Source organism: Salmonella sp. A29-2, assembly GCF_020150755.1.
In the GTDB taxonomy this organism is placed as follows: domain Bacteria; phylum Pseudomonadota; class Gammaproteobacteria; order Enterobacterales; family Enterobacteriaceae; genus Salmonella; species Salmonella enterica.
The window spans coordinates 2,888,628-2,915,286 of sequence record NZ_CP083731.1 but is presented as its reverse complement, the minus strand read 5'-3'; the positions used below and the strand labels follow the sequence as shown (position 1 = coordinate 2,915,286).

Below are 26,659 nucleotides of genomic sequence, written 5' to 3'. Positions count from 1 at the left end.
GCTGTGACAAAATAGCGGTTTTATCAGATAACGCCTGAGCCAGCCTGTGGAGAGTCCGATGCAGGATCGCAATTTTGATGACATTGCTGAAAAGTTTTCCCGTAACATTTACGGCACGACCAAAGGACAACTGCGGCAAGCCATTCTGTGGCAAGACCTGGATCGCGTGCTGGAGGAGATTGGCGGGCGAAAACTGCGGGTACTGGATGCCGGCGGCGGCGAAGGGCAAACGGCGATTAAGATGGCGGAACGCGGCCATCAGGTGACGTTATGCGATCTGTCTGGCGAAATGATCGCCCGCGCGCGGCAGGCGGCCGAGGCAAAAGGTGTGAGCAAAGACATGCATTTTATACAATGCCCGGCTCAGGACGTCGCTTCGCATTTGGAAAGCCCGGTTGATCTGATATTGTTTCATGCTGTGCTGGAATGGGTAGCCGATCCTGTCGGCGTATTAGAAACGCTCTGGTCAGTATTGCGCCCTGGCGGCGCGCTGTCGTTGATGTTCTATAACGCTAACGGTTTGCTGATGCACAATATGGTGGCGGGTAATTTTGACTACGTGCAGGCGGGGATGCCTAAACGCAAGAAGCGCACGCTGTCGCCTGACTACCCGCGCGACCCCGCGCAGGTGTACCAGTGGCTGGAGGCGATTGGCTGGCAGATTACCGGTAAAACCGGCGTGCGTGTGTTTCATGATTATCTGCGTGAAAAACACCAGCAGCGTGACTGTTATGAGACCCTGGTCGAACTGGAAACGCGTTATTGCCGCCAGGAGCCGTATATTAGCCTTGGGCGCTACATTCATGTCACCGCGATTAAAAGCCCGGCGCTAGCCGCAGATGCAAGGATAACCTATGAGTGAATTTTCCCAGACAGTCCCCGAACTGGTTGCCTGGGCCAGAAAAAACGACTTTTCCATCTCGCTGCCGGTAGACAGACTTTCCTTTCTGCTGGCGGTCGCCACGTTGAACGGCGAACGCCTTGACGGCGAGATGAGTGAAGGCGAACTGGTGGATGCATTCCGCCATGTGAGTGATGCGTTTGAGCAAACCAGCGAAACCATCGGCGTGCGCGCGAACAACGCGATTAACGATATGGTGCGTCAACGTCTGCTGAACCGCTTTACCAGCGAGCAGGCGGAAGGCAATGCGATTTACCGATTAACCCCGCTCGGGATTGGCATCACCGATTACTACATTCGTCAACGCGAATTCTCTACGCTGCGTCTTTCTATGCAGTTGTCGATTGTGGCCGGCGAATTGAAGCGCGCGGCGGATGCGGCAGCGGAGGGTGGCGATGAGTTCCACTGGCATCGCAACGTTTACGCGCCATTGAAATATTCGGTGGCGGAGATTTTCGACAGTATCGATCTCACCCAGCGCATCATGGATGAACAGCAGCAGCAGGTGAAAGACGATATCGCACAACTGCTGAATAAAGACTGGCGGGCGGCGATTTCCAGCTGTGAACTGCTGCTTTCCGAAACGTCCGGTACGCTGCGCGAGTTGCAGGATACGCTGGAGGCGGCGGGCGATAAGCTGCAGGCTAACCTGCTGCGCATTCAGGATGCCACGATGACGCACGACGATCTGCATTTTGTCGACAGGCTGGTGTTTGACTTACAAAGTAAACTCGACCGCATTATCAGTTGGGGTCAGCAGTCTATTGATTTATGGATCGGCTACGATCGTCACGTGCATAAATTTATCCGTACCGCGATCGATATGGATAAAAACCGTGTCTTCGCCCAGCGGTTGCGCCAGTCCGTGCAGACTTATTTTGACGATCCGTGGGCGCTAACCTACGCGAATGCCGATCGTCTGCTGGATATGCGCGATGAAGAGATGGCGTTGCGTGACGATGAAGTCACCGGGGAGTTGCCGCCGGATCTGGAATATGAAGAGTTTAACGAGATCCGCGAGCAGTTAGCGGCCATCATTGAAGAACAGCTGGCTATCTATAAAACCAGACAAACGCCACTGGATCTTGGGCTGGTGGTGCGCGAGTATCTGGCGCAATACCCGCGCGCGCGTCATTTCGACGTGGCGCGTATTGTTATCGATCAAGCGGTACGTCTTGGCGTAGCGCAAGCAGATTTCACCGGACTGCCAGCCAAATGGCAGCCGATTAATGATTACGGAGCCAAGGTACAGGCGCATGTCATTGACAAATATTGAACAAGTGATGCCGGTTAAGCTGGCGCAGGCGCTGGCGAATCCGTTATTTCCGGCGCTGGATAGCGCATTACGTTCGGGCCGCCACATCGGGCTGGACGAACTGGATAATCATGCCTTTCTGATGGATTTTCAGGAATACCTGGAAGAGTTTTACGCGCGTTATAACGTGGAACTGATCCGCGCGCCGGAGGGATTCTTCTACCTGCGTCCGCGTTCTACCACGCTTATCCCGCGCTCGGTGTTATCCGAACTGGATATGATGGTCGGTAAAATTCTCTGCTACCTCTATCTTAGCCCGGAGCGTCTGGCCAACGAAGGGATCTTTACTCAGCAAGAGTTGTACGACGAGCTGCTTACCCTTGCGGACGAAGCCAAACTGCTAAAGCTGGTGAATAACCGCTCGACGGGATCTGACGTTGATCGTCAGAAACTGCAGGAAAAGGTGCGTTCTTCTTTAAACCGCCTGCGTCGTTTGGGCATGGTATGGTTTATGGGCCACGACAGCAGCAAATTCCGCATTACCGAATCGGTCTTCCGCTTTGGCGCGGATGTCCGCGCTGGCGACGATCCTCGCGAGGCGCAGCGTCGTCTCATCCGCGACGGGGAAGCGATGCCCATTGAAAACCATCTGCAACTTAATGATGAGACCGAAGAGAGTCAGCCGGACAGTGGAGAGGAAGAATAATGATTGAACGCGGTAAATTTCGCTCGCTAACGCTGATTAACTGGAACGGTTTTTTTGCTCGCACTTTTGACCTGGATGAACTGGTCACGACGTTATCCGGGGGCAACGGAGCCGGGAAGTCCACGACGATGGCGGCGTTCGTCACGGCGCTGATCCCGGATCTTACATTACTGCACTTCCGTAACACCACGGAAGCCGGCGCCACCAGCGGTTCGCGCGATAAAGGTCTGCACGGTAAGCTGAAGGCGGGCGTCTGTTACTCCATGCTCGACACCATTAATTCCCGCCATCAGCGGGTGGTGGTCGGCGTGCGTCTGCAGCAGGTCGCTGGGCGCGATCGCAAAGTGGACATCAAACCGTTCGCTATCCAGGGGCTGCCGATGTCGGTACAGCCGACACAACTGGTGACGGAGACATTAAACGAACGTCAGGCGCGCGTACTGTCGCTTGCTGAGCTGAAAGACAAGCTTGACGAGATGGAAGGCGTGCAGTTTAAGCAGTTTAACTCCATCACCGATTATCATTCGCTGATGTTTGACTTAGGGATTATCGCCCGTCGTCTGCGTTCCGCTTCCGATCGTAGTAAATTCTATCGTTTGATAGAGGCCTCGCTGTACGGCGGGATCTCCAGCGCCATTACCCGATCGCTACGCGATTATTTATTGCCGGAAAACAGCGGCGTGCGCAAGGCGTTCCAGGATATGGAAGCGGCGCTGCGCGAGAACCGACTCACGCTGGAAGCGATTCGTGTTACCCAATCCGATCGCGATCTGTTTAAGCATTTGATCAGCGAAGCCACCGATTATGTGGCGGCGGATTATATGCGCCACGCCAATGAGCGTCGAGTTCACCTTGATCAGGCGTTGGCGTTTCGACGCGAACTGTACACATCGCGCAAACAACTGGCGGCGGAGCAGTACAAGCACGTCGATATGGCCCGTGAGTTGGGCGAACATAACGGCGCCGAAGGTTCTCTTGAAGCGGATTACCAGGCGGCGAGCGATCACCTGAATCTGGTGCAAACCGCGCTGCGCCAGCAGGAAAAAATTGAACGCTACGAAGCGGATCTTGAAGAGCTGCAGATTCGACTCGAAGAGCAAAATGAAGTGGTGGCGGAAGCCGCCGAAATGCAGGACGAAAATGAAGCGCGTGCCGAAGCCGCCGAGCTGGAAGTCGATGAACTCAAAAGCCAGCTTGCGGATTACCAGCAGGCGCTGGATGTACAGCAAACGCGCGCGATTCAGTATAACCAGGCGATATCAGCGCTTGCCCGCGCTAAAGAACTTTGCCATCTACCGGATCTAACGCCGGAAAGCGCCGCCGAATGGCTGGATACTTTCCAGGCAAAAGAGCAGGAAGCTACGGAAAAACTGCTGTCGTTGGAACAAAAAATGAGCGTGGCGCAAACCGCGCACAGTCAGTTTGAGCAGGCTTACCAGCTGGTGGCGGCGATCAACGGCCCGCTGGCGCGTAGCGAAGCCTGGGACGTGGCGCGCGAGCTGTTACGGGACGGCGTGAACCAGCGTCATCTGGCGGAACAGGTACAGCCGCTGCGGATGCGTCTGAGCGAACTGGAACAGCGACTGCGCGAGCAGCAAGAGGCGGAACGTCTGCTGGCTGAGTTCTGTAAGCGACAGGGCAAAAATTTTGATATTGACGAACTGGAAGCGCTGCATCAGGAGCTGGAAGCCCGCATCGCGTCCTTGTCTGATAGCGTGTCGTCAGCCAGCGAACAGCGCATGGCCTTGCGTCAGGAGCAGGAGCAGCTGCAATCCCGTATTCAACATCTGATGCGGCGTGCGCCCGTCTGGCTGGCGGCGCAAAACAGTCTGAACCAGCTTAGCGAACAGTGCGGCGAGGAGTTTACGTCCAGCCAGGAAGTGACCGAATACCTGCAACAGCTACTGGAGCGTGAGCGCGAAGCCATTGTCGAACGCGACGAAGTGGGCGCGCGTAAAAATGCGGTTGATGAAGAGATCGAACGTTTAAGCCAGCCGGGCGGCGCGGAAGACCAGCGTTTGAATGCGCTGGCGGAGCGTTTTGGCGGGGTACTGCTGTCGGAAATCTACGACGATGTCAGTCTTGAAGATGCGCCGTACTTCTCCGCACTGTATGGCCCGTCGCGCCATGCGATCGTCGTACCGGATTTATCGCAAATAGCCGAACAGCTTGAAGGTCTGACCGACTGCCCGGAAGATCTGTACCTGATCGAAGGCGATCCGCAGTCTTTTGATGACAGCGTATTCAGCGTTGACGAGCTGGAAAAGGCGGTGGTCGTGAAAATTGCCGACCGTCAGTGGCGTTATTCGCGTTTCCCGTCGCTGCCTATTTTTGGCCGTGCGGCGCGCGAGAACCGTATTGAAAGTCTCCATGCTGAACGGGAAGTGCTTTCCGAGCGCTTTGCCACGCTCTCGTTTGACGTGCAGAAAACCCAGCGTTTGCACCAGGCGTTCAGCCGTTTTATCGGTAGCCACCTTTCCGTTGCCTTTGAGGACGATCCGGAAGCGGAAATTCGCCGACTGAACGGGCGTCGCGTCGAGCTGGAACGCGCGCTGGCGACGCATGAAAGCGACAACCAGCAGCAGCGCCTTCAGTTTGAGCAGGCGAAAGAGGGCGTTTCCGCGCTTAACCGTTTGCTGCCGCGGCTGAATTTATTGGCCGATGAAACGCTGGCCGATCGGGTCGATGAAATTCAGGAACGGTTGGATGAGGCGCAAGAAGCGGCGAGATTTGTGCAGCAATATGGCAACCAGTTAGCCAAACTGGAGCCGGTGGTTTCCGTTCTGCAAAGCGATCCGGAACAGTTTGAGCAGTTAAAAGAAGACTATGCAGGGTCGCAGCAAATGCAGCGCGACGCGCGCCAGCAGGCTTTTGCTCTGGCTGAAGTTGTCGAACGTCGGGCGCATTTCAGCTATTCCGACTCGGCGGAAATGCTGAGCGGCAACAGCGATCTCAACGAAAAGCTGCGCCAGCGGCTGGAGCAGGCGGAAGCCGAGCGTACCCGCGCCCGCGAAGCGCTGCGCAGCCATGCCGCGCAGTTAAGTCAGTACAGCCAGGTCCTGGCCTCGCTAAAAAGCTCTTACGACACGAAAAAAGAGCTGCTTAACGATTTGCAGCGCGAATTACAGGATATTGGCGTTCGCGCCGACAGCGGGGCGGAAGAGCGCGCCCGCCAGCGTCGCGATGAACTGCACGCTCAGTTGAGCAATAACCGTTCGCGTCGCAATCAGCTTGAGAAAGCGCTCACCTTCTGCGAAGCGGAGATGGAGAACCTGACCCGTAAGCTGCGCAAGCTGGAGCGTGATTATCATGAAATGCGCGAGCAGGTCGTGACCGCGAAAGCCGGCTGGTGCGCAGTCATGCGGATGGTGAAAGACAATGGCGTGGAACGCCGTCTGCACCGTCGTGAGCTGGCTTATCTGTCGGCGGATGAACTGCGCTCCATGTCGGATAAGGCGTTGGGCGCGCTGCGCCTGGCCGTCGCGGATAACGAACATCTGCGCGACGTATTGCGTCTGTCGGAAGATCCGAAACGCCCGGAACGTAAAATCCAGTTCTTTGTGGCCGTTTACCAGCATCTGCGCGAACGTATTCGTCAGGATATTATTCGTACCGACGATCCGGTTGAAGCCATTGAACAAATGGAGATTGAGCTGAGCCGTCTGACGGAAGAGCTGACATCGCGTGAGCAAAAGCTGGCGATCAGTTCCCGCAGCGTGGCAAACATTATCCGCAAGACTATCCAGCGTGAGCAGAACCGTATCCGTATGCTGAACCAGGGTTTGCAAAGCGTCTCATTTGGACAGGTGAATAGCGTGCGGTTAAACGTCAACGTGCGTGAAACGCATGCCACCTTGCTGGATGTGCTTTCAGAACAGCAGGAGCAGCACCAGGATTTGTTTAACAGCAATCGTCTGACCTTCTCCGAAGCGCTGGCGAAACTGTACCAGCGTCTGAATCCGCAGATCGATATGGGGCAACGCACGCCGCAGACCATCGGCGAGGAGCTGCTGGACTACCGTAACTATCTGGAAATGGAAGTTGAAGTTAACCGTGGGTCCGACGGCTGGCTGCGTGCGGAATCCGGCGCGCTATCAACGGGGGAAGCTATCGGGACCGGGATGTCAATTCTGGTGATGGTGGTGCAAAGCTGGGAAGACGAAGCGCGCAGACTGCGCGGGAAAGATATTTCGCCATGTCGCCTGCTGTTCCTCGATGAAGCGGCGCGTCTGGATGCGCGTTCTATCGCCACGCTGTTTGAACTATGTGAACGTTTGCAGATGCAGCTCATCATCGCTGCGCCGGAAAACATCAGTCCGGAGAAGGGCACGACGTATAAACTGGTGCGTAAAGTGTTTCAGAATACTGAGCATGTTCATGTTGTCGGGCTGCGTGGCTTTGCGCCGCAGCTTCCGGAAACGCTTCCCGGTACGCAGACGGAAGATACGCCTTCAGAAGCGAGTTAAACACGGCGGAAACGATGAAGTGCCCGATGGCGCCTCGCTTATCAGGCAAGGCCGGATAAGTCGGTTACGCCGCCATCCGGCACAACAAGTTCTGTTTTATCATTAGCCTGGGGCGGCGAAAGCCGCCTTTTTCTTTATCTGAAAAATCTCTCCGGGTAGTGCATTTTCTTTAAACTTCTTTACATTAGGTTAGGCAAAAACGTAACGAACTTTATATACTGGAGTTAAGCCTGACGAGTGAGCAGGCTGACTCGTCATACTAAACAAAAGCATTGGTTGCGGTTGACCCGCGCTGCGGGCAGCGCAGTCATGCGGAGTATGATAACGAAAACAGGGGGCAAGGGATGTTGCTTAATAAGATGTGTGGTCGTTGTCTGTCGGCAATCAGTTTATGCCTGGCCGTAACATTCGCTCCACTGTTCAATGCGCAGGCCGATGAGCCTGAAATGATACCTGGCGATAGCGCCGTTGCCGCGAAGGATCAGGCTGGGCCGCAGAAGCAATCCGCCGCGACGGCGATTATGGCCGGGATTCAGCCGCTGCCGGAGGGCGTTTCAGCCGAGAAAGTCCGGGCTGATTTACAGTCGCAGCTTCCTTCCGGCTATACGCCGGTCTATATGAGCCAGCTGACATTGCTGTATGCCGCGCGCGACATGAAGCCCATGTGGGATAATCGCGATGCGGTGAAAGCCTTTCAGCAACAGTTGGCGGAGGTGGCGATCGCCGGATTCCAGCCGCAGTTTACCGCCTGGGTGGCATTGTTGACCGATCCCGCCGTAAACGGTATGGCGCGCGATGTTGTGTTGTCAGACGCCATGATGGGCTATCTCCATTTCATTGCGAATATCCCCGTCAAAGGCCAGCGCTGGTTATATAGCAACAAACCTTACGCATTGGCGACGCCGCCAGTCTCGGTGATTAACCAGTGGCAAATCGCGCTGGAAGAGGGCCAGTTGCCGATGTTTGTCGCCAGCCTGGCGCCGCAGCATCCACAGTATGCGCCCATGCATGACGCGTTGCTGAAGCTGGTGGCGGACTCTCGCCCGTGGCCGCAGTTGGCCAATACCGCGACGCTGCGCCCGGGGCAATGGAGTAACGATGTGCCTGCGCTGCGCGAAATATTACAGCGTACGGGGATGCTGGATGGCGGTCCAAAGATAGCCTTACCCGGCGATAACACTGCTGATAGTGCCGTCGTCAGCCCCTCCGCCGCGGTAGTCGAAACATCGGTGGCGCAGCCGGTCGACGAACCAACGGCCCGCCGTAGTAAGTCGGCTCCGGCGGCACGCGCCTACGATCGTGAACTGGTCGAGGCGGTAAAGCGTTTTCAGGCATGGCAAGGGCTGGGGGCGGATGGCGTTATTGGCCCGGCGACGCGTAACTGGCTTAATATGACCCCCGCGCAACGCGCAGGCGTACTGGCACTGAATATCCAACGTTTACGCCTGCTGCCGGCGGAACTCTCTACCGGTATTATGGTAAACATTCCCGCTTATTCGCTGGTCTACTATCAGAATGGCAACCAGGTGCTGGCTTCGAGGGTGATCGTCGGGCGTCCCGATCGTAAAACGCCGATGATGAGCAGCGCGCTGAATAATGTGGTGGTGAACCCGCCGTGGAACGTTCCGCCCACGCTTGCGCGTAAAGACATTTTACCGAAGGTGTGGAATGACCCAGGCTATCTGGAGCGCCATGGCTACACCGTGATGCGCGGCTGGAACAGCAAAGAAGCGATCGATCCGTGGCAGGTTGACTGGGCCACCATTACGCCATCGAATCTTCCGTTCCGTTTCCAGCAGGCGCCAGGCGCGCACAATTCGCTGGGGCGTTATAAATTTAATATGCCGAGCTCAGATGCGATCTATCTGCACGATACGCCTAACCATACTCTCTTTCAGCGTGACGCCAGGGCGTTAAGTTCCGGCTGCGTGCGGGTCAATAAGGCCTCTGAACTGGCGAATATGCTCTTGCAGGATGCTGGCTGGAACGATGCGCGGATCTCAGGCGCCCTGAAGCAAGGCGACACGCGGTATGTCAATATCCGGCAGAACATTCCAGTAAATCTTTACTATCTGACCGCGTTTGTCGGCGCAGATGGACGTATGCAATATCGTACAGATATTTACAATTACGATCTCACAGCGCGATCCAGCGCACAAATTGTGCCAAAGGTTGAACAATTAATCAGGTAAATGAAGAAGTTCTGGTAAATATGTTGTCCTAATGTTTGGCTTCAACGGGGCGTTTCGCTGTAGACCCCCGTTGTGGCTGGGGGAGGGCCATCTTGACGCGGGCTTTATCGGCAGTTAAGGTGCCTTTCGTGCGCCAGAAGTGCATATACAATAACCTTTAAGTCGACCAGGCCGTTCAGAAGTCTGTGCCAGCCGGTATCATGTCTGCTTAAAGGTAGAAGTGTATTAACGATAACATTGACCTGTAGACCTGATTATCATGGACAAATTTGACGCTAATCGCCGCAAGCTGCTGGCGCTTGGTGGTGTCGCTCTCGGCGCCGCCATCCTGCCCGCGCCAGCGTTTGCCACACTCTCGACCCCACGCCCGCGCATTTTGACGTTAAACAATCTCCATACCGGAGAGTCAATCAAGGCGGAGTTTTTCGATGGAAGAGCCTACATTCAGGATGAATTAGCAAAGTTAAACCATTTTTTCCGTGACTATCGCGCGAATAAAGTCCGATCAATCGATCCCCGCCTGTTTGACCAACTTTACCGACTTCAGGGGCTGTTAGGGACGCGTAAACCTGTGCAGCTCATCTCAGGCTACCGTTCTCTTGATACCAATAATGAATTACGCGCCCGTAGCAGCGGCGTAGCGAAAAAAAGCTACCATACAAAAGGGCAGGCGATGGATTTTCATATTGAAGGCGTGGCGCTGAGCAATATTCGCAAAGCGGCGTTATCTATGCGCGCAGGTGGTGTAGGATATTACCCACGTAGTAACTTTGTGCATATTGATACCGGGCCGGCGCGGCACTGGTAATCAGCGAGGCTTAATCAAAGGAGCAGTATGAACTATCGTATTATTCCGGTCACCGCGTTCTCCCAGAACTGTTCATTAATCTGGTGCGAACAAACCCGGCTGGCGGCGCTGGTCGATCCGGGCGGCGACGCGGAAAAAATTAAACAGGAAGTGGACGCCAGCGGCGTGACGTTGATGCAAATTTTACTCACGCATGGGCATCTCGATCATGTCGGCGCGGCGAGTGAACTGGCGCAGCATTACGGCGTTCCTGTTATCGGTCCGGAAAAAGAAGATGAGTTCTGGCTGCAAGGACTGCCGGCGCAAAGCCGCATGTTTGGTCTGGATGAGTGTCAGCCGCTGACGCCTGATCGCTGGTTGAACGACGGCGATCGCGTCAGCGTAGGGAATGTGACGTTACAGGTGTTACATTGTCCGGGACACACGCCGGGACACGTGGTTTTCTTTGATGAACAGTCGCAACTGCTGATCTCCGGCGATGTGATTTTCAAAGGTGGCGTCGGGCGCAGCGATTTTCCTCGCGGCGATCACACCCAGTTGATTGACGCCATTAAGCGTAAATTATTGCCGCTTGGCGATGATGTGACCTTTATTCCTGGCCACGGCCCGCTCTCTACGCTCGGGTACGAGCGTCTGCATAATCCCTTCCTGCAAGATGAGATGCCGGTCTGGTAAGCAGAATGAAAAAGCCTGCAATGTGCAGGCTTTTTCATCGGTCACGCCAGTCGGCAGCTTTTTACAGTACCGCGACAATGGCTTCGCACAGCGGCGCCATATTATCCGGGGTCATGCCCGCCACGTTCACGCGACCAGAAGCCACGGCATAAACGCCAAACTCTTCACGCAGACGCAGCACCTGATCTTTGGTCAGACCGCTGAATGAGAACATCCCGTTCTGCTTGATAATAAAGCTGAAGTCACGGTTCGCGCCTTTTTCCTGCAAGGTATTCACGAACAGTTGACGCATACGCTGGATACGCTGGCGCATGTCCGTCAGTTCCTGTTCCCAGATAGCGCGCAGGGCGTCATTACTCAGGATAGTCGCGACGATGGACGCGCCGTGCGCTGGTGGGTTGGAGTAGTTAGCGCGAATGGCGGATTTCATCTGGCTAAAAGCGCGATCCACGGTTTCCGCATCGGCGGCAACGAGGGTGCAGGCGCCGACGCGCTCATTATATAAGCCGAAGTTTTTGGAGTAGGAGCTGGCGACAATGAGCTCTTTATGCAGCGCGGCAAAGGCGCGCAGACCTTCCGCATCTTCTTCCAGGCCGCGGGCAAAGCCCTGGTAGGCGAAATCGAATAGCGGCAGCCACCCTTTTTCAACGGAAAGCTCAGCCAGAACCTGCCACTGTTCCAGAGTAGGGTCAATGCCGGTTGGGTTATGACAGCAACCGTGGAACAGAACCACATCGCCGGCCTGTGCTTCGCTCAGGCTGGCTTGTAGCGCTTCAAAATCCAGCGTGTGATTTTCCGCATCGTAGTAAGCGTACTCCCGAACTTCCAGGCCGGCAGCGTTAAACACGCTTTTATGGTTCGGCCAGCTGGGGTTGCTCACCCACACCCGTTTTACCGGAGTATTTTTTGCCAAAAAGTCGGCGGCAATGCGTAACGCGCCGGTACCGCCCGGCGTTTGCGCCGTGCGTGCGCGCTTATCGTTAATCAGCGCGCTGCCTTTGCCGAACAGCAGTTCCTGAGTGCAGCGAGCAAATTCCGGAATCCCGTCAATGCCGAGATAGTTTTTCGTCGTTTCATTTTCCAGTAAATACTGCTCGGCTTTTTTAACGCTGGTGAGCACCGGTGTTTTGCCGGTTTCATCTTTATATACGCCAATGCCAAGGTTAATTTTCCCTGGACGGTCATCGGCGCGAAACAGATCGGCCAGGCCCAAAATCGGGTCGGCAGGAGCGGCGGTTATGTTCTCAAACATGACGAGGTTCCATTATAGTTACAGAAGGGAAATCCGCTATCAGGTTAACGGCAGATTTACAAAATGCCAACCGTTAGCGCTAAAAAGCCCGCCTGTTTTTGAAAGACGCACATTTTCTCTAAGAGAGATAAAAAAACAGGACCGAAGTCCTGTTTTTGAGGCATAAAACAAAGGGGTCTGCTGATCAGAACTGGTAAGTAATACCGACAGCCGCCTGATCGTCGGTGCCAACGTAGCTGGAGCTGTAGTCGTTTTCGTCCAGCAGGTTGAAACGGTAGTCAACCCATACGTTCATGTTTTTGTTGAAGTAGTAAGTCGCGCCCGCCTGAATATATTTCGCCAGATCAGCCGAGCCGTCGGCGCCGTTCAACTGCTTACCTTTACTCTGCACATACGAGATTGCCGGACGCAGGCCGAAGTCAAACTGGTACTGAGCGACCACTTCCAGGTTCTGCGTTTTGTTTGCCATTTCCACGGTATCGGTAACCGTATTTTCAACAATGCTCATATTGCGGGTTTCAGCATATACGGCAGCCAGGTAGACGTTGTTTGCATCATATTTCGCGCCAACGGCCCATGACTCTGCGCGATCGCCATTACCATCGCGATCCTGCTGATCGTTAGTACGCTTGCTGTTGCTGTACGCTGCGGTGACGCCAAAGCCGTCGAACTCATATGCCATGGTGTAACCTACGCCATCGCCATTCTGAGAGTTAATGCTGTGGTTGTCCTGATTTTTACCCTGATACTGGATACCGAAAGAGAGACCGTCCACCAGACCAAAGAAGTCAGAGTTACGATAGGTCAACAAACCGCCAGCACGGCTGGTCATGTAGTTATCGGTATAGGCGCCGCCCCAGGTTTCGCCGGAGAAGTAGGGGGCCATATCGGTATAGGATTCAACATCGTAAACGATACCGTAGTTACGACCATAATCGATTGAACCCACTTCCGCGTATTTCAAACCCGCGAAAGCCAGACGGACCAGATTCGAGTTCTGCTGTTCGCCTTCAGCGCGGTCTGCTTTAGTACGGTATTCCCACTGACCGAAACCGGTCAGATCGGTGTTAATCTGCGTTTCCCCTTTAAAACCAATCTGGGCATAAGTCTGGTCGGCATTTTTGCTATCGCCGGTCGTTGTCCATACGTGACGACCCACGGCTTTACCGTACAGATCCAGCTTATTACCATCTTTATTATAAATTTCTGCTGCGTTTGCGGTTGCAGCAGCCAGCAGGGCAGGGATCACCGCTGCCAGGATTTTGCGCTTCATCATTATTTATTACCCTCATTGGTTTTTTTATATGACACCTGCCACTGCCGTCAATAAATTCCGTCAATAAAACTTTACAGAAATGTTGATGAGAGTTTGGTGTCTTTATGTGTCTGACAGGCATCTTTCCATTCAAACTAACGTTTCGCTACCGTGAAAGTGCTACAAATATAAAGATTTAGTTTCAAAAGGAAAAAATATGTAAACAAATGTTATTTTCACGGAACTTTGTGAACAACGTCAAACTTCCCCTGAGTTCTCGCTTTGATTTGATCGTTTTTCTTTTATCACTATGATTTTATTGTAATTATTGGCTTGTAGAACCGTTGTGCCTGAAAAAGCAGCAGGCGAGCTATTTCATAAAAATAGCCATTTAGAAGTCTTAATGTCCGAAATTGTGGTGAAAAATTGTGCTATTAGAGCAGAAAAATCTAATCCGCAATAAAATTAAGGATTAATTTTTATGTGTAAATATTTTCGTGAAATATACAGTAACAAGATGTGGTAATTCAGAGGGTTGTAATTAAATTTATTTACTTATTGATAATAAAACTGACATTCAGGCGAAAAAAAAGGCCAGCATAGCTGGCCTTGAGTGTGACGTAAAAATCAGAAGCTGGCGTTGCGTGGGGTCCGTGGGAATGGAATAACATCACGCACGTTTTGCACACCCGTGACGTAAGCGATAAGGCGTTCAAAGCCCAGGCCAAAGCCGGAATGCGGTACAGTACCGTAGCGACGCAAGTCGCGATACCACCAGTAATCCTCTTTATTCAGCCCCATTTCGGCCATACGGGCATCCAGCACATCCAGACGCTCTTCACGCTGGGAACCACCGATGATTTCGCCGATTCCCGGCGCCAGCACATCCATGGCCGCCACGGTTTTGCCATCTTCGTTAAGGCGCATGTAAAACGCTTTAATTTCTTTCGGATAGTTTTTCACCACTACCGGCGCTTTGAAATGCTCTTCCGCCAGATAACGTTCGTGTTCGGAAGAGAGGTCGACGCCCCAGAACACCGGGTTTTCAAATGTCTTACCACAGCGTTCCAGAATGGCGACCGCATCGGTGTAATCCACCTGAGCGAAGTCGGTGGAGACAAAACGCTCCAGACGAGCGATTGCGTCTTTATCCACGCGTTCGGCAAAGAACTTCATGTCATCCGCACGCTCTTCCAGAACCGCGTTAAAGACATATTTCAGCATGGCTTCCGCCAGACGGGCGTTGTCTTCCAGATCGGCGAATGCCACTTCCGGCTCCAGCATCCAGAACTCCGCCAGGTGGCGGCTGGTGTTGGAATTTTCCGCGCGGAAGGTCGGCCCAAAAGTATAGATTTTGGACAGCGCGCAGGCATAGGTTTCACCATTGAGCTGGCCGGAGACGGTCAGGAATGATTCTTTGCCAAAAAAATCTTTGTCAAAATCTACTCTGCCCTGGTCGTTACGCGGCAGGTTTTCCAGATCCAACGTTGAGACGCGGAACATTTCGCCTGCGCCTTCGGTATCGGAAGCGGTAATCAGTGGGGTAGAGACCCAAAAGAAACCCTGCTCATCGAAGAAGCGATGCAGCGCCTGCGCCAGAGTATGGCGGACGCGCGCTACCGCGCCAATCAGGTTGGTGCGCGGGCGCAGATGCGCGACTTCACGCAGATACTCAATGCTATGGCGTTTTGCCGCCATCGGGTAGGTATCCGGATCTTCCACCCAGCCTGCGACCTCTACTTTCGTGGCCTGGATTTCGAAACTTTGCCCCTGTCCCGGCGACGCGACAACCTTACCTGTTACTACCACGGAGCAGCCTGTCGTCAGGTGTAATACTTCTTCATTATAATTGGGCAGAGAATTATTAATGACAGCCTGTACAGGATCAAAGCAGGAGCCGTCATAAACGGCGAGGAAGGAGATGCCAGCTTTTGAATCTCGGCGGGTACGCACCCATCCGCGCACGGTGACTTCTTGGTCAACGGCTACGCGGCCCTGGAGTACGTCGGCTACAGGCACAACGCTCATAATATTCTCTCTAGTTAATAGTCGGAAAAAATAAACACTTGTCCACCCGAAATGGGGGTATTCCTATGTTACCTGGCATCTGCAATCAGACAAGCAGAAATCGCATCTGGAAGCAGGTTTTCAGAAAGAAACCTGTAAAAATTTCGCATCTGCTCGCGAACCATTGAGAATTTAGGCTGGTTTTACAAGCTTTGCGCACGTTACTCGATCAGGACGCGCATCTCTTGCTTGGCGTTTTGCATCACGACAATCGTTTTAAAAGACTTAATATTGCCTGAGGAAAAGAAAAGCTCACGGGTAAGCGCTTCATATTCCGCCATGTCACGAACATTGAGCACCAGTAAAAAGTCGAAATCGCCCGTTACGTAGTAGACCTGCTGCACCTGCGGGCAACTGACAAACCGTTGACGAGCCTCTTCCAGTAAATTGAATCGCTCGTTTTCGATCACCACCTGCACCACAATCGTGACCGGGCGTCCCACTTTGCCAGCATCAATAAGGCTGACATTGCCTTTAATTATGCCCGCCTCCTCCAGTGCCGCGATACGACGATTCACTGCCGAAGGTGAAAGATTGACCTGTTCGGCGATTTCCCGCTGAGAAAGACGATTATCGCGCTGCAATAATGTCAGAATGTTTTTATCCCAGGCGTCAAGCTTCATATCGCAAATAACCTCTTTAATGTGATGACTATCACTGTGCGCAATTTTGCCGCGTCCAGGTCGTTAAAAAAAGGTGAAAATTGCACGACGATGGGCATTTTCGCGCCATTTAACAGCAATAAGCATAGTACTATCATAATCAGTGGAATAAAGAAAAGGACGTAATAGATATTGTGCGACTCTTTTATCAGTACGGTTTATTAAAGTGAGGATAACCACTACTACAGCCACAAAACGCGAGTTCTTTACTTGTTTCCACTCAATAATTGCCAAAAACATATTATTTCAATAAATAAACTTTAACAAAAGGTATCATTATGCATGAACTTATTAAATACCAGTTTAATACACGTCGGAAAAAATATGGTACAGGAGCGGCCTTAAGTTTGCTTAACGGAAATGTTGGGCGTGAGGTGTTAGCATTTCATAAAAAATTACCCAATTATGCCGTCACGCCGTTACATAATCTGGCGCATCTAAGCCGGCGGCTTGGACTAGGGTCCATCCATATTAAAGATGAATCCTGGCGTTTTGGTCTGAATGCTTTTAAAGGTCTGGGCGGCTCTTATGCTGTAGGAAAATATCTCGCTGATAAATTGCAATGTGATATTAACTCGTTAAGTTTTGCTGCCCTTAACACTCCTGAGATTAAAGAAAAAATTAAGGATTGTGTTTTTGTTACCGCGACGGATGGCAATCATGGCCGTGGTGTGGCGTGGGCGGCGGAGCAATTAGGTCTAAAAGCCGTCGTTTATATGCCTAAAGGATCATCGTTAATCCGGGCAGAGAATATTCGCCATCATGGAGCTGAATGCACCATCACCGATCTGAACTACGATGATGCAGTGCGACTGGCCCATAGAATGGCGCAAACAAAAGGCTGGGTGCTTTTGCAGGATACAGCCTGGACAGGGTATGAAGAGATCCCAACGTGGATTATGCAAGGCTATATGACACTAGCGGTTGAAGCTTATGAGCAGCTCGCAGAAACAAACAGTCCGTTGCCAACCCACCTTATTTTACAAGCGGGGGTGGGATCGTTTGCTGGCAGTGTTATGGGTTATTTTGTTGAAAAAATGCAGGAAAATATCCCTAATATTATTGTGGTTGAGCCGCATCAGGCCAACTGTCTTTATCAATCCGCAGTTATGAATGATGGTCAACCTCACTGCGTCACTGGCGATATGGCGACGATAATGGCCGGGCTTGCGTGTGGGGAGCCGAATATTATCAGTTGGCCTATTATTCGGGACAACACCAGTTGTTTTATTTCCGCTGATGACTGTCTGGCGGCTAAGGGTATGCGTATTTCTGCCGCGCCGCGTCCAGGTACGGATACGCCTTTTATTTCCGGCGAGTCCGGAGCTATTGGCGTAGGGTTACTTTATGAGTTGATGAACAATATGCATTATCAGGATCTTGCTAATCGCTTACAGCTTGATGCCAATGCTCATGTTTTGCTTATTAGCACCGAAGGCGATACGTCCCCAGATATTTATGAAGATATAGTCTGGAACGGACGCAGTGCTTAAACATTACGACTAAAAAATTAGATAATAAAGGCAGCATGTAAAAAACGCGTTTTTTATACGCATAATAAACCTAATGCAGGAAGCAAAACTTCATAACAATATACCATTAAAACGGCATTTAGTGAGTAAGGGATGCTCCTACCCGCTGACTTTCCAGTTTAGTGTTGTTGGCAAAATTCAGGATTACGCTGAACTGGAAAGATTATTTCTGAGACTGAACGAATTAATTTAAATCCGAGGTCATTATGTTAGAGCAACTTTCACAACTCTTTGAATTTCTATGGGGTGGCCCATTATTTTTGTGTGTTATCGGCATTGGTTTTTATTTTACAGTACGCCTCAAATTTTTCCAGATTATTAATTTAAAAGAAATTTACCGTAATACAATTGGTACACTTGCCGGAAAAAATAAACAAAACACTACTGGCGAGGCAGCGTCTAAAAAATCCTTAAAATCAATAGAGGTGGCTGCCACTGTGCTATCCGGCTCATTAGGCGCGGGAACGATCGCAGGTGTTGCTGCGGCTATTGCGGTTGGCGGGCCTGGGGCAATTTTCTGGATGTGGATCATTGCGGTCGTGGGTATGATGACCAAAATGGTTGAAGTGACGCTGGCGGTGAAATACCGAAGTAAAGGTGAGAATGGCGAATATTATGGCGGCCCAATGCATTATATTAAGAAAGGGCTCAATAAAAAATGGCATCCCCTGGCAGGATTATATGCGTTTGCATTAATGATTCTGGTTATTACGGATGCCTGTTTTGTGCAAACTAATACGATGGCGGCGGTCATTCACTATACGTTTGACATCCCAACAAGCGTCATTGGGGGATTTATTGTCATCGTAGGCGCGTTGGTTATTTTAAAAGGACTCGCCAGTCTTGGTAAATTCTGTACGATTGCACTTCCACCGATCACCATTGCCTATTTCATTGGTGCCGCTGGTGTAGTGGTATTGAATATCGAGGCTATCCCACAGGTTATAAAAAGTATTTTCTATTATGCCTTTGCCCCTGCGCCAGCAGCCGGTGGCTTTGTCGGGTCAACCATCATGATGGCCATCAGTAAAGGAGCCAGTCGCGGAATATTCACTAACGAAGCCGGCATGGGTACCTCGGCCACAGTACATGCTACTGCCAACGTGGATTATGCTTTCCGTCAGGGAATGTGGGGGGCAGTGGAAGTATTTTTTGTCTCAATGATTACCTGTAACTTTACCGCATTTGCTGTACTTGCTTCTGGTATGTGGACAGACGCCAGCTATCAAGGTATTCAGATTATCTTTGCCGCCTTAAAAGAAACATGGCATCCGATTATTGTTCAGGTTCTCTGTCTCGGTGTGGCGTTGATTCTGTTTACTTCTTATCTTGGTTCATATATTAAATTTCGCACTTCGATAAACTATATTTTTGGCGATAAGCTAGAACGCATTATTAAATGGCTATATTTTTTGCCGCCACTGATTGCCGTTAATATGGAAATCCCGGTAATCTGGTTAATGGCTGATATTGCTGTCGGTTTTCTGGTTATCCCCAACGTAATTGCTCTGTTCTTGCTGCGTAAAGAATTTATTAGCGAATTCAATATATTCAGAACGCGTACACAGCGGGACACTAATTCTGAAAAAACAACGCAAATTACGCACGTAAATATATCGAAGAGTGAAGGGGAAGAATAGTCACCATCGCGGGCAGAACAGGTAAGATGGTCAGAAGAGTAACAAAGCGCCCACTTTCCGGGCGCTTCGCACAGGCATGGTTAACTTGCTTTACGCACCTGCGGGAGATCGAACGCTTTACGCAGCGCGCGCACAAACGCTTTATCATGACAGATCGTTTTACCGGGGCTGTCGGAAAGTTTAGCCACCGGCTTTCCGTTACATTCCACGAGCTTAATCACGATATTGAGCGGTTTTACCTGAGGGATATCGCAGGTCAGGCGGGTACCGATGCCGAAGCTTAACTGCACGCGAGAGGCGAAATGGCGATAGAGCTCGACCGCCTTTTGCAGATCAAGGTTATCTGAAAAGACCAGCGTTTTTGTCAGCGGATCAATCCCCAGCTTTTCATAATGGGCAATCGCCTTTTCGCCCCATGCGACAGGGTCTCCTGAGTCGTGGCGTAACCCCTGATAACGGCTGGCGAATTCAATGCCGAAATCGCGTAAAAACGCATCCATTGTAATGCAATCTGTCAATGCGATACCAAGCTGGTCCGGATATTCGTTAAGCCAGGCGGCCAACGCGGCACGCTGGCTGGTCGCCAGGTCCGGACTGATTTGTTGATGCGCCTGGAACCATTCGTGCGCCTGAGTGCCCATCGGCGTCAGCGCCAGGCGACGCGCGAGATCATAGTTGCTGGTGCCGACGAACCATGACTCCTGCTGGAGACGTTTAACTATCGCCTGCTGCACTTCACGAGAGAAACGGCGGCGGGTGCCGAAGTCCATCAGGTGGAAGCGGGACATATCGAGATTGGCGGTTAACGCAGTGAAATCAACCAGCTTACTTTCCAGCGCGTCGAGCGCCTGATCAACGCCCGCGTTTGGCGAGCGGTAGTGATGAACCAGCTCACTGATCACGGCCAGCAGCGGCACTTCCCACATAATGACTTCACGCCACGGGCCGGTTAAGCGAATATTCAGCTTGCCGTTATCGTTGGTGACACAGACTTGAGCCGGGTTATAGCGAAACTCGCGTAACCAGTTCAGATAATCCGGTTTAAAAAAGGGCAGGCCGGAGAGCCACTGGAACTCGTCCTCCTGGAGGCGCAGGTGCTGCATCGCGTCCACCTGCTCGCGAATAGCATCGGCATAAATACCCAGCAGGTCGTCGCCACGGCAACGAAACTCAGCCGCTACCTGCACATCATAGTAGTGGTGAAAAACGGCTTGCTGCATATGCAACTTATAAGCATCTGTATCCAGCAACGAGTGCAGAACAGGAGAAGCGAATTGTGTCATAGGTGCGCTGTTGCGTCCTCTCACGGGAGCGTTTAGTACAATAAACAACTAAGAAAACCGCTGGAGTATACCTTGTTTAGCGATTTATTGAACCCCGATCACACCATAAGCTGTCTTTAGGGTCGAGCGCATTTCGTGCCCCATGTTATAAAAATGTAGCAAAGAGGCCGTTTGTGCCTGAAAAGATGAACATTCTGCGTAGCGCGATTTGCGCAACAGGAATAGACTGGAGTCGACACTCTACACAAAGATGCGAAAGGTTTTTTATGACACAACAGCCACAAGCCAAATACCGCCATGACTATCGCGCGCCGGATTACCAGATTACTGATATTGACTTGACCTTTGACCTCGATGCCGAAAAAACCGTGGTCACCGCAATAAGCCAGGCTGTTCGTCATGGCGCGCCTGATGCGCCTCTTCGCCTTGATGGGGAAGATTTAACGCTGGTATCTATCCACGTCAACGATGCGCCGTGGACAGCATATAAGGAAGAAGAGGGCGCGCTTATCATCAGCGACCTGCCAGAGCGTTTTACGTTACGCATTGTCAACGAGATAAGTCCGGCGGCGAATACGGCGCTGGAAGGATTGTACCAGTCCGGCGATGCGCTCTGTACCCAGTGTGAAGCGGAGGGCTTCCGCCATATTACCTGGTATCTTGACCGCCCGGACGTACTGGCGCGATTTACCACCAAAATTATTGCCGATAAAAGCAAATATCCGTTCCTGCTTTCCAATGGCAACCGTGTTGCGCAGGGTGAACTGGAGAATGGCCGTCACTGGGTTCAGTGGCAAGATCCGTTCCCGAAACCGTGTTATCTGTTTGCGCTGGTGGCCGGTGATTTTGACGTGCTGCGCGATACCTTTACCACCCGCTCCGGGCGTGAAGTCGCATTAGAACTGTACGTTGACCGCGGCAATCTGGATCGCGCGCCGTGGGCAATGACTTCGCTGAAAAATTCCATGAAATGGGATGAAACGCGTTTTGGGCTCGAATATGACCTCGACATCTATATGATTGTCGCGGTGGATTTCTTTAATATGGGCGCGATGGAGAATAAAGGTCTCAATATCTTTAACTCCAAATACGTGCTGGCGCGAACCGATACCGCGACGGATAAAGATTATCTCGATATTGAGCGCGTGATAGGTCATGAGTATTTCCACAACTGGACCGGCAACCGCGTCACCTGCCGCGACTGGTTCCAGTTGAGCCTGAAAGAGGGGCTAACCGTGTTCCGCGATCAGGAGTTTAGCTCTGATTTGGGGTCACGCGCGGTGAACCGCATCAGTAACGTGCGTACCATGCGCGGTTTACAATTCGCGGAAGACGCCAGCCCGATGGCGCATCCTATCCGCCCGGATAAAGTAATCGAAATGAATAACTTCTACACCCTCACCGTTTATGAAAAGGGCGCGGAAGTCATTCGCATGATCCACACGTTGCTGGGTGAGGAAAATTTCCAGAAGGGGATGCAGCTTTATTTTGAGCGCCATGACGGCAGCGCCGCGACGTGTGATGACTTCGTACAGGCGATGGAAGATGCTTCTAATGTCGATTTGTCCCATTTCCGCCGCTGGTACAGTCAGTCCGGCACGCCGATTGTAACGGTAAAAGATGATTATAATCCGGAAACCGAGCAGTACACGTTGACCATCAGCCAGCGCACTCCGGCGACGGCGGATCAGGCGGAGAAGCAGCCGCTGCATATTCCATTCGCCATCGAACTGTACGATAACGAAGGCAACGTCATTCCGTTGCAAAAAGGTGGTCACCCGGTCAACGCCGTGCTGAACGTCACGCAGGCGGAGCAGACATTTACCTTCGATAATGTTTACTTCCAGCCTGTTCCGGCCTTGCTGTGCGAGTTTTCAGCGCCGGTGAAACTGGAATATAAATGGAGCGATCAGCAGTTGACGTTCCTGATGCGCCATGCGCGCAATGATTTCTCCCGTTGGGATGCGGCACAAAGCCTGCTGGCCACATACATTAAACTGAATGTGGCGCGTCATCAGCAGGGGCAACCGCTATCGCTTCCGGTGCATGTCGCTGATGCGTTCCGCGCAGTACTGTTGGATGAGAAAATCGATCCGGCGTTGGCCGCAGAAATTTTAACGCTGCCTTCGGCCAATGAAATTGCGGAGCTGTTTGAGGTCATTGACCCGATCGCCATTGCGCAAGTTCGTGAAGCGCTAACGCGTACGCTGGCGGCAGAACTGGCGGATGAGTTCCTGGCTATCTATAACGCCAATCATCTGGATGAGTATCGTGTTGATCACGGCGATATCGGTAAGCGCACGCTGCGCAATGCTTGCCTGCGCTTCCTGGCGTTTGGCGAGACGGAGCTGGCTAATACGCTGGTCAGCAAACAGTATCGCGACGCCAATAATATGACCGATGCGCTGGCGGCCCTGTCTGCTGCGGTGGCGGCGCAGTTGCCGTGCCGCGATACGCTGATGCAGGAGTATGACGATAAGTGGCATCAGGACGGCCTGGTGATGGATAAATGGTTTATCCTGCAATCCACAAGCCCGGCGGAAAATGTACTGGAAACCGTACGCGGCTTGCTCAAACACCGTTCTTTCAGTATGAGCAACCCGAACCGCATCCGTTCATTAATTGGCGCGTTTGCTGGCAGCAACCCGGCGGCGTTCCATGCGCAAGACGGTAGCGGATACCAGTTCCTGGTCGAGATGCTGACCGATCTGAATAGCCGTAACCCGCAGGTAGCATCTCGCCTCATTGAACCGCTGATTCGTCTGAAACGTTATGATGATAAGCGTCAGGAGAAAATGCGTGCGGCGCTGGAGCAGTTAAAAGGACTGGAGAATCTTTCCGGCGATCTGTACGAGAAGATAACTAAAGCGTTAGCCTGACAGTATCCGTTATAAAGAGGTAAGACATGCCCGGTAAGCGTTAGCGCTGCCGGGCATTTTTTTGCCGGACGATGACGCTTCCTGGCGAAACGTGAAGTGAGAATGAAGGAAAACGATTGCTATTTATTGCCGTAGGTCAATTCCCTTTTGCCTTGTTATCGCCCATAATACGCCCCCGGTTTGCACACCGGGAATCCAGGAGAGTTCATGTACTATCCCTTCGTTCGTAAAGCCCTTTTCCAGCTCGATCCAGAGCGCGCTCATGAATTTACATTTCAACAATTACGCCGCATTACAGGTACGCCGCTGGAAGCGCTGGTGCGCCAGAAAGTACCGACAAAGCCGGTTACCTGTATGGGACTTACCTTTAAAAATCCACTGGGGTTGGCTGCCGGTCTGGATAAAGACGGGGAGTGCATCGACGCGTTAGGCGCGATGGGGTTTGGCTCCCTGGAAATCGGCACCGTGACGCCGCGCCCACAGCCGGGTAACGATAAGCCGCGTCTTTTTCGTCTGGTGGATGCTGAAGGTCTGATCAATCGGATGGGCTTTAATAATCTGGGCGTCGATAACCTGGTCGAGAATGTTAAAAAAGCCCATTTTGATGGTATTCTGGGAATTAACATCGGTAAAAATAAAGATACGCCTGTCGAAAATGGCAAAGATGACTACCTGATTTGTATGGAAAAAGTCTATGCTTATGCGGGTTATATCGCCATTAATATTTCTTCGCCGAATACGCCAGGGCTACGTACGCTCCAGTATGGCGATGCGCTGGACGATCTGTTAACTGCCATTAAAAATAAGCAAAACGATCTTCAGGCGATCCACCATAAATATGTGCCGGTGGCAGTAAAGATCGCGCCGGATCTTTGTGAAGAAGAATTGATCCAGGTTGCCGATAGCCTGCTTCGTCATAATATTGATGGGGTGATTGCGACAAATACCACCCTCGATCGTTCTCTGGTACAAGGAATGAAAAATTGCCAGCAAACGGGGGGATTAAGTGGCCGGCCATTACAATTAAAAAGCACAGAAATTATTCGCCGTTTATCCCAGGAGTTAAAGGGACAATTGCCTATTATCGGCGTCGGCGGCATTGACTCAGTTATCGCCGCGCGCGAGAAGATAGCGGCAGGAGCTACGCTGGTACAAATTTATTCCGGCTTTATTTTTAAAGGCCCGCCATTGATTAAAGAAATCGTAACGCACATCTAAACTTTAGCCTTTATCAGACAACCAGGGCTTTATTTCCGGCGCTGGTTGTTTTATATTTCTCCACTGTTGCTTATTTAGACATTTTAGGCTTTTATTATTGGGGTAATAAACGAAGCGGCAAAAGGACAATGCTGTTACGAGTTGCTTAAAAGCGGGAGAGAGGTAATGCGAATTAAACCTGACGATAACTGGCGCTGGTATTATGATGAAGAGCACGATCGTATGATGCTCGATCTCGCCAATGGTATGCTTTTTCGCTCGCGCTTCTCTCGTAAAATGCTTACGCCGGACGCGTTTTGCCCGACCGGTTTTTGTGTGGATGATGCCGCGCTCTATTTTTCCTTTGAAGAAAAATGCCGGGATTTCGAATTAACCAAAGAGCAACGCGCGGAGCTGGTGTTGAATGCGCTGGTGGCGATTCGCTATCTCAAACCGCAGATGCCAAAAAGCTGGCATTTTGTAGCGCATGGCGAAATGTGGACCCCGGGAACGGGCGATGCCGCAAGCGTCTGGTTAAGCGATACGGCGGAACAGGTTAATTTGCTGGTCGTTGAGCCGGGAGAAAATGCCGCGTTGTGTCTGCTGGCACAGCCGGGCGTGGTGATAGCAGGCCGAACCATGCAGCTTGGCGATGCGATTAAAATTATGAACGACAGGCTGAAACCGCAGGTTCACTGTCACAGTTTCAGCCTTGAACAAGCGGTTTAATTCTCCAGTCGTAACGCGGTCTTAGGCACGCAGCTACAGCTCAGAATCGTACCATCGTCACCCATAGCCGATTTTTTCAGCGGACTTACTTCGCCTTCCAGCAAACGTATCCGGCAGCAACCACAGATACCAGCCCGGCAAGAATACGGAATACGAATCCCCTGATTCTCCAACTGTTCCAGTAGTACCTGTTGATTATTCCCGCAGAAGGTTTGCCCCTGCCAGTCGATGGTTACACTCGCGTCCGGGTGTTTATCTGGCGTAACGCTGTCGTCGACCGTTGTGGCGCCATAAGCTTTTGCCGGAGCTGTCGCCAGAATCTCCACTTCATCGCCGACGCGAACGACGCCGCTATTGCGGGCAATCAGATTCTGACCGAAATCCACATCGCCATTGTCCTGGGCGGTACGAAAAGCTTGCAGTGTCGCCAGCGGTTCTCCGGAAGGATGTTTTTGCCCCTTTTCAGGGCTGACGGTCGTAAAAATACAGCGGCTACAGGGCTTCACGACGTCAAAAATCACATCGCCAATGCGAAGCACTTTCCAGCTATCTTCCTCCCAGGCCGCTACGCCGGAAACCACTAAGTTTGGGCGAAATTGTTCCATTTGTACGCCTGCCGGACAACGCTGTTGCAGATCGCGCAGCGAGGCTTCGTTGGCCAATAAATACGGGTAGCCATCGGCAAATCCCAGCGGCACCGCGTTATGTCGTTTAACCCGGCGCGTCAACTGCGGCCCAACCCAGCGCAACTGGACATCGCGGGAGAAAAAGCCGCTCAACCATTGATTAATCGCCGTCGGGGCGACGCGAGCGGTAAAATGGTTTCCCCAGACCTCGGTCGGCGCATCCTGCGGGGTGAAATCCGTAAAGCGAACCAGCGCGCTACTGCCGTCTGGCGCGGTCAAATGGAGGCCGTCGTGTAAGGGAGAAGGGGTAAAACGTACCATTTGTGGAAACTGGCGGGCGGTAATAAATGTGCCGTCAGGCTCGGTTATCATGAAGATGCGATCAAAAGCCAGACCGCTGATATCTGCCAGCGCATGAGTCAGGCCAATGCCGCGCATGGATTTGACCGGATGAATAAAGAGCCGTGATAACGTCGCCACCGTACAGTCCCTCAAATGAAAATAAGCCTTCAACTTTATGACATGGGCGTGAGA

18 protein-coding genes are annotated in these 26,659 nt (G+C 52.0%); 12 read left to right on the top strand and 6 right to left on the bottom strand.

Annotation, left to right across the window (positions count from 1 at the left end; all coding sequences use genetic code 11):
- Positions 1–58: 58 nt before the first annotated feature.
- The 7 genes from cmoM to K8W53_RS14280 all read left to right on the top strand — a co-directional run bounded on the left by cmoM (position 59) and on the right by K8W53_RS14280 (position 11,003).
- Positions 59–862, top strand: coding sequence for a tRNA uridine 5-oxyacetic acid(34) methyltransferase CmoM (cmoM, locus tag K8W53_RS14310; protein ID WP_001154025.1), 804 nt, complete (start codon positions 59–61; stop codon positions 860–862).
- Positions 855–2,177, top strand: coding sequence for a chromosome partition protein MukF (gene mukF, locus K8W53_RS14305; protein ID WP_001288828.1), 1,323 nt, complete (start codon positions 855–857; stop codon positions 2,175–2,177). Before cmoM ends, mukF begins: the two co-directional genes overlap by 8 nt.
- Positions 2,158–2,862 (top strand): chromosome partition protein MukE, encoded by a 705-nt coding sequence (gene mukE / locus K8W53_RS14300; protein ID WP_000060025.1) that lies wholly within the window; start codon positions 2,158–2,160, stop codon positions 2,860–2,862. Before mukF ends, mukE begins: the two co-directional genes overlap by 20 nt.
- Positions 2,862–7,328: a chromosome partition protein MukB gene (gene mukB / locus K8W53_RS14295; RefSeq protein ID WP_052939322.1), complete on the top strand. Its 4,467-nt coding sequence runs from the start codon at positions 2,862–2,864 to the stop codon at positions 7,326–7,328. Before mukE ends, mukB begins: the two co-directional genes overlap by 1 nt.
- 344 nt (positions 7,329–7,672) lie before the next feature.
- Positions 7,673–9,520: a L,D-transpeptidase gene (ldtD, locus tag K8W53_RS14290; RefSeq protein ID WP_052939323.1), complete on the top strand. Its 1,848-nt coding sequence runs from the start codon at positions 7,673–7,675 to the stop codon at positions 9,518–9,520.
- A gap of 259 nt (positions 9,521–9,779) precedes the next feature.
- Entirely contained in the window at positions 9,780–10,328 is a 549-nt protein-coding gene (locus tag K8W53_RS14285; protein WP_000357052.1) for a YcbK family protein, read from the top strand.
- Positions 10,329–10,355: 27 nt separating this feature from the next.
- Positions 10,356–11,003, top strand: a complete 648-nt coding sequence (locus K8W53_RS14280; RefSeq protein WP_001109471.1) for an MBL fold metallo-hydrolase — start codon at positions 10,356–10,358, stop codon at positions 11,001–11,003.
- A gap of 61 nt (positions 11,004–11,064) precedes the next feature.
- On the opposite strand, the gene aspC is transcribed toward K8W53_RS14280, so the two are convergent.
- The 4 genes from aspC to K8W53_RS14260 all read right to left on the bottom strand — a co-directional run bounded on the left by aspC (position 11,065) and on the right by K8W53_RS14260 (position 16,200).
- Positions 11,065–12,255: an aspartate transaminase gene (gene aspC, locus K8W53_RS14275; RefSeq protein ID WP_000462653.1), complete on the bottom strand. Its 1,191-nt coding sequence runs from the start codon at positions 12,253–12,255 to the stop codon at positions 11,065–11,067.
- A gap of 184 nt (positions 12,256–12,439) precedes the next feature.
- On the bottom strand, positions 12,440–13,531 hold the full coding sequence (gene ompF, locus K8W53_RS14270) for a porin OmpF (protein WP_000977709.1): 1,092 nt from the start codon (positions 13,529–13,531) through the stop codon (positions 12,440–12,442).
- A 606-nt stretch (positions 13,532–14,137) separates the two neighbouring features.
- Positions 14,138–15,538, bottom strand: a complete 1,401-nt coding sequence (asnS, locus tag K8W53_RS14265; RefSeq protein ID WP_000117870.1) for an asparagine--tRNA ligase — start codon at positions 15,536–15,538, stop codon at positions 14,138–14,140.
- Positions 15,539–15,738: 200 nt separating this feature from the next.
- Positions 15,739–16,200, bottom strand: coding sequence for an Lrp/AsnC family transcriptional regulator (locus K8W53_RS14260; protein ID WP_000762342.1), 462 nt, complete (start codon positions 16,198–16,200; stop codon positions 15,739–15,741).
- Positions 16,201–16,517: 317 nt separating this feature from the next.
- Between K8W53_RS14260 and dpaL the strand changes: the two genes are divergently transcribed.
- Both dpaL and K8W53_RS14250 read left to right on the top strand, forming a co-directional pair.
- Entirely contained in the window at positions 16,518–17,732 is a 1,215-nt protein-coding gene (dpaL, locus tag K8W53_RS14255) for a diaminopropionate ammonia-lyase (protein WP_000544858.1), read from the top strand.
- 245 nt (positions 17,733–17,977) lie between these two features.
- Positions 17,978–19,411 carry an alanine/glycine:cation symporter family protein gene (locus K8W53_RS14250; protein ID WP_023223695.1) on the top strand — a complete coding sequence of 478 codons (1,434 nt, stop codon included), beginning with the start codon at positions 17,978–17,980 and terminating at the stop codon, positions 19,409–19,411.
- An 80-nt stretch (positions 19,412–19,491) separates the two neighbouring features.
- Here the strand turns inward: K8W53_RS14250 and pncB are convergent, their stop codons facing one another.
- Positions 19,492–20,694 (bottom strand): nicotinate phosphoribosyltransferase, encoded by a 1,203-nt coding sequence (pncB, locus tag K8W53_RS14245; RefSeq protein WP_000191406.1) that lies wholly within the window; start codon positions 20,692–20,694, stop codon positions 19,492–19,494.
- Between the two features lie 266 nt (positions 20,695–20,960).
- Between pncB and pepN the strand changes: the two genes are divergently transcribed.
- The 3 genes from pepN (at position 20,961) to zapC (ending at position 25,499) form a co-directional block, all read left to right on the top strand.
- Positions 20,961–23,573, top strand: a complete 2,613-nt coding sequence (gene pepN / locus K8W53_RS14240) for an aminopeptidase N (protein ID WP_000193775.1) — start codon at positions 20,961–20,963, stop codon at positions 23,571–23,573.
- A 207-nt stretch (positions 23,574–23,780) separates the two neighbouring features.
- Entirely contained in the window at positions 23,781–24,791 is a 1,011-nt protein-coding gene (gene pyrD, locus K8W53_RS14235) for a quinone-dependent dihydroorotate dehydrogenase (RefSeq protein WP_000291723.1), read from the top strand.
- 165 nt (positions 24,792–24,956) lie between these two features.
- Positions 24,957–25,499 carry a cell division protein ZapC gene (gene zapC / locus K8W53_RS14230; RefSeq protein ID WP_001220671.1) on the top strand — a complete coding sequence of 181 codons (543 nt, stop codon included), beginning with the start codon at positions 24,957–24,959 and terminating at the stop codon, positions 25,497–25,499.
- On the opposite strand, the gene K8W53_RS14225 is transcribed toward zapC, so the two are convergent.
- Positions 25,496–26,605: a YcbX family protein gene (locus tag K8W53_RS14225; RefSeq protein WP_023223694.1), complete on the bottom strand. Its 1,110-nt coding sequence runs from the start codon at positions 26,603–26,605 to the stop codon at positions 25,496–25,498. The genes zapC and K8W53_RS14225 overlap by 4 nt on opposite strands.
- Positions 26,606–26,659: the final 54 nt, after the last annotated feature.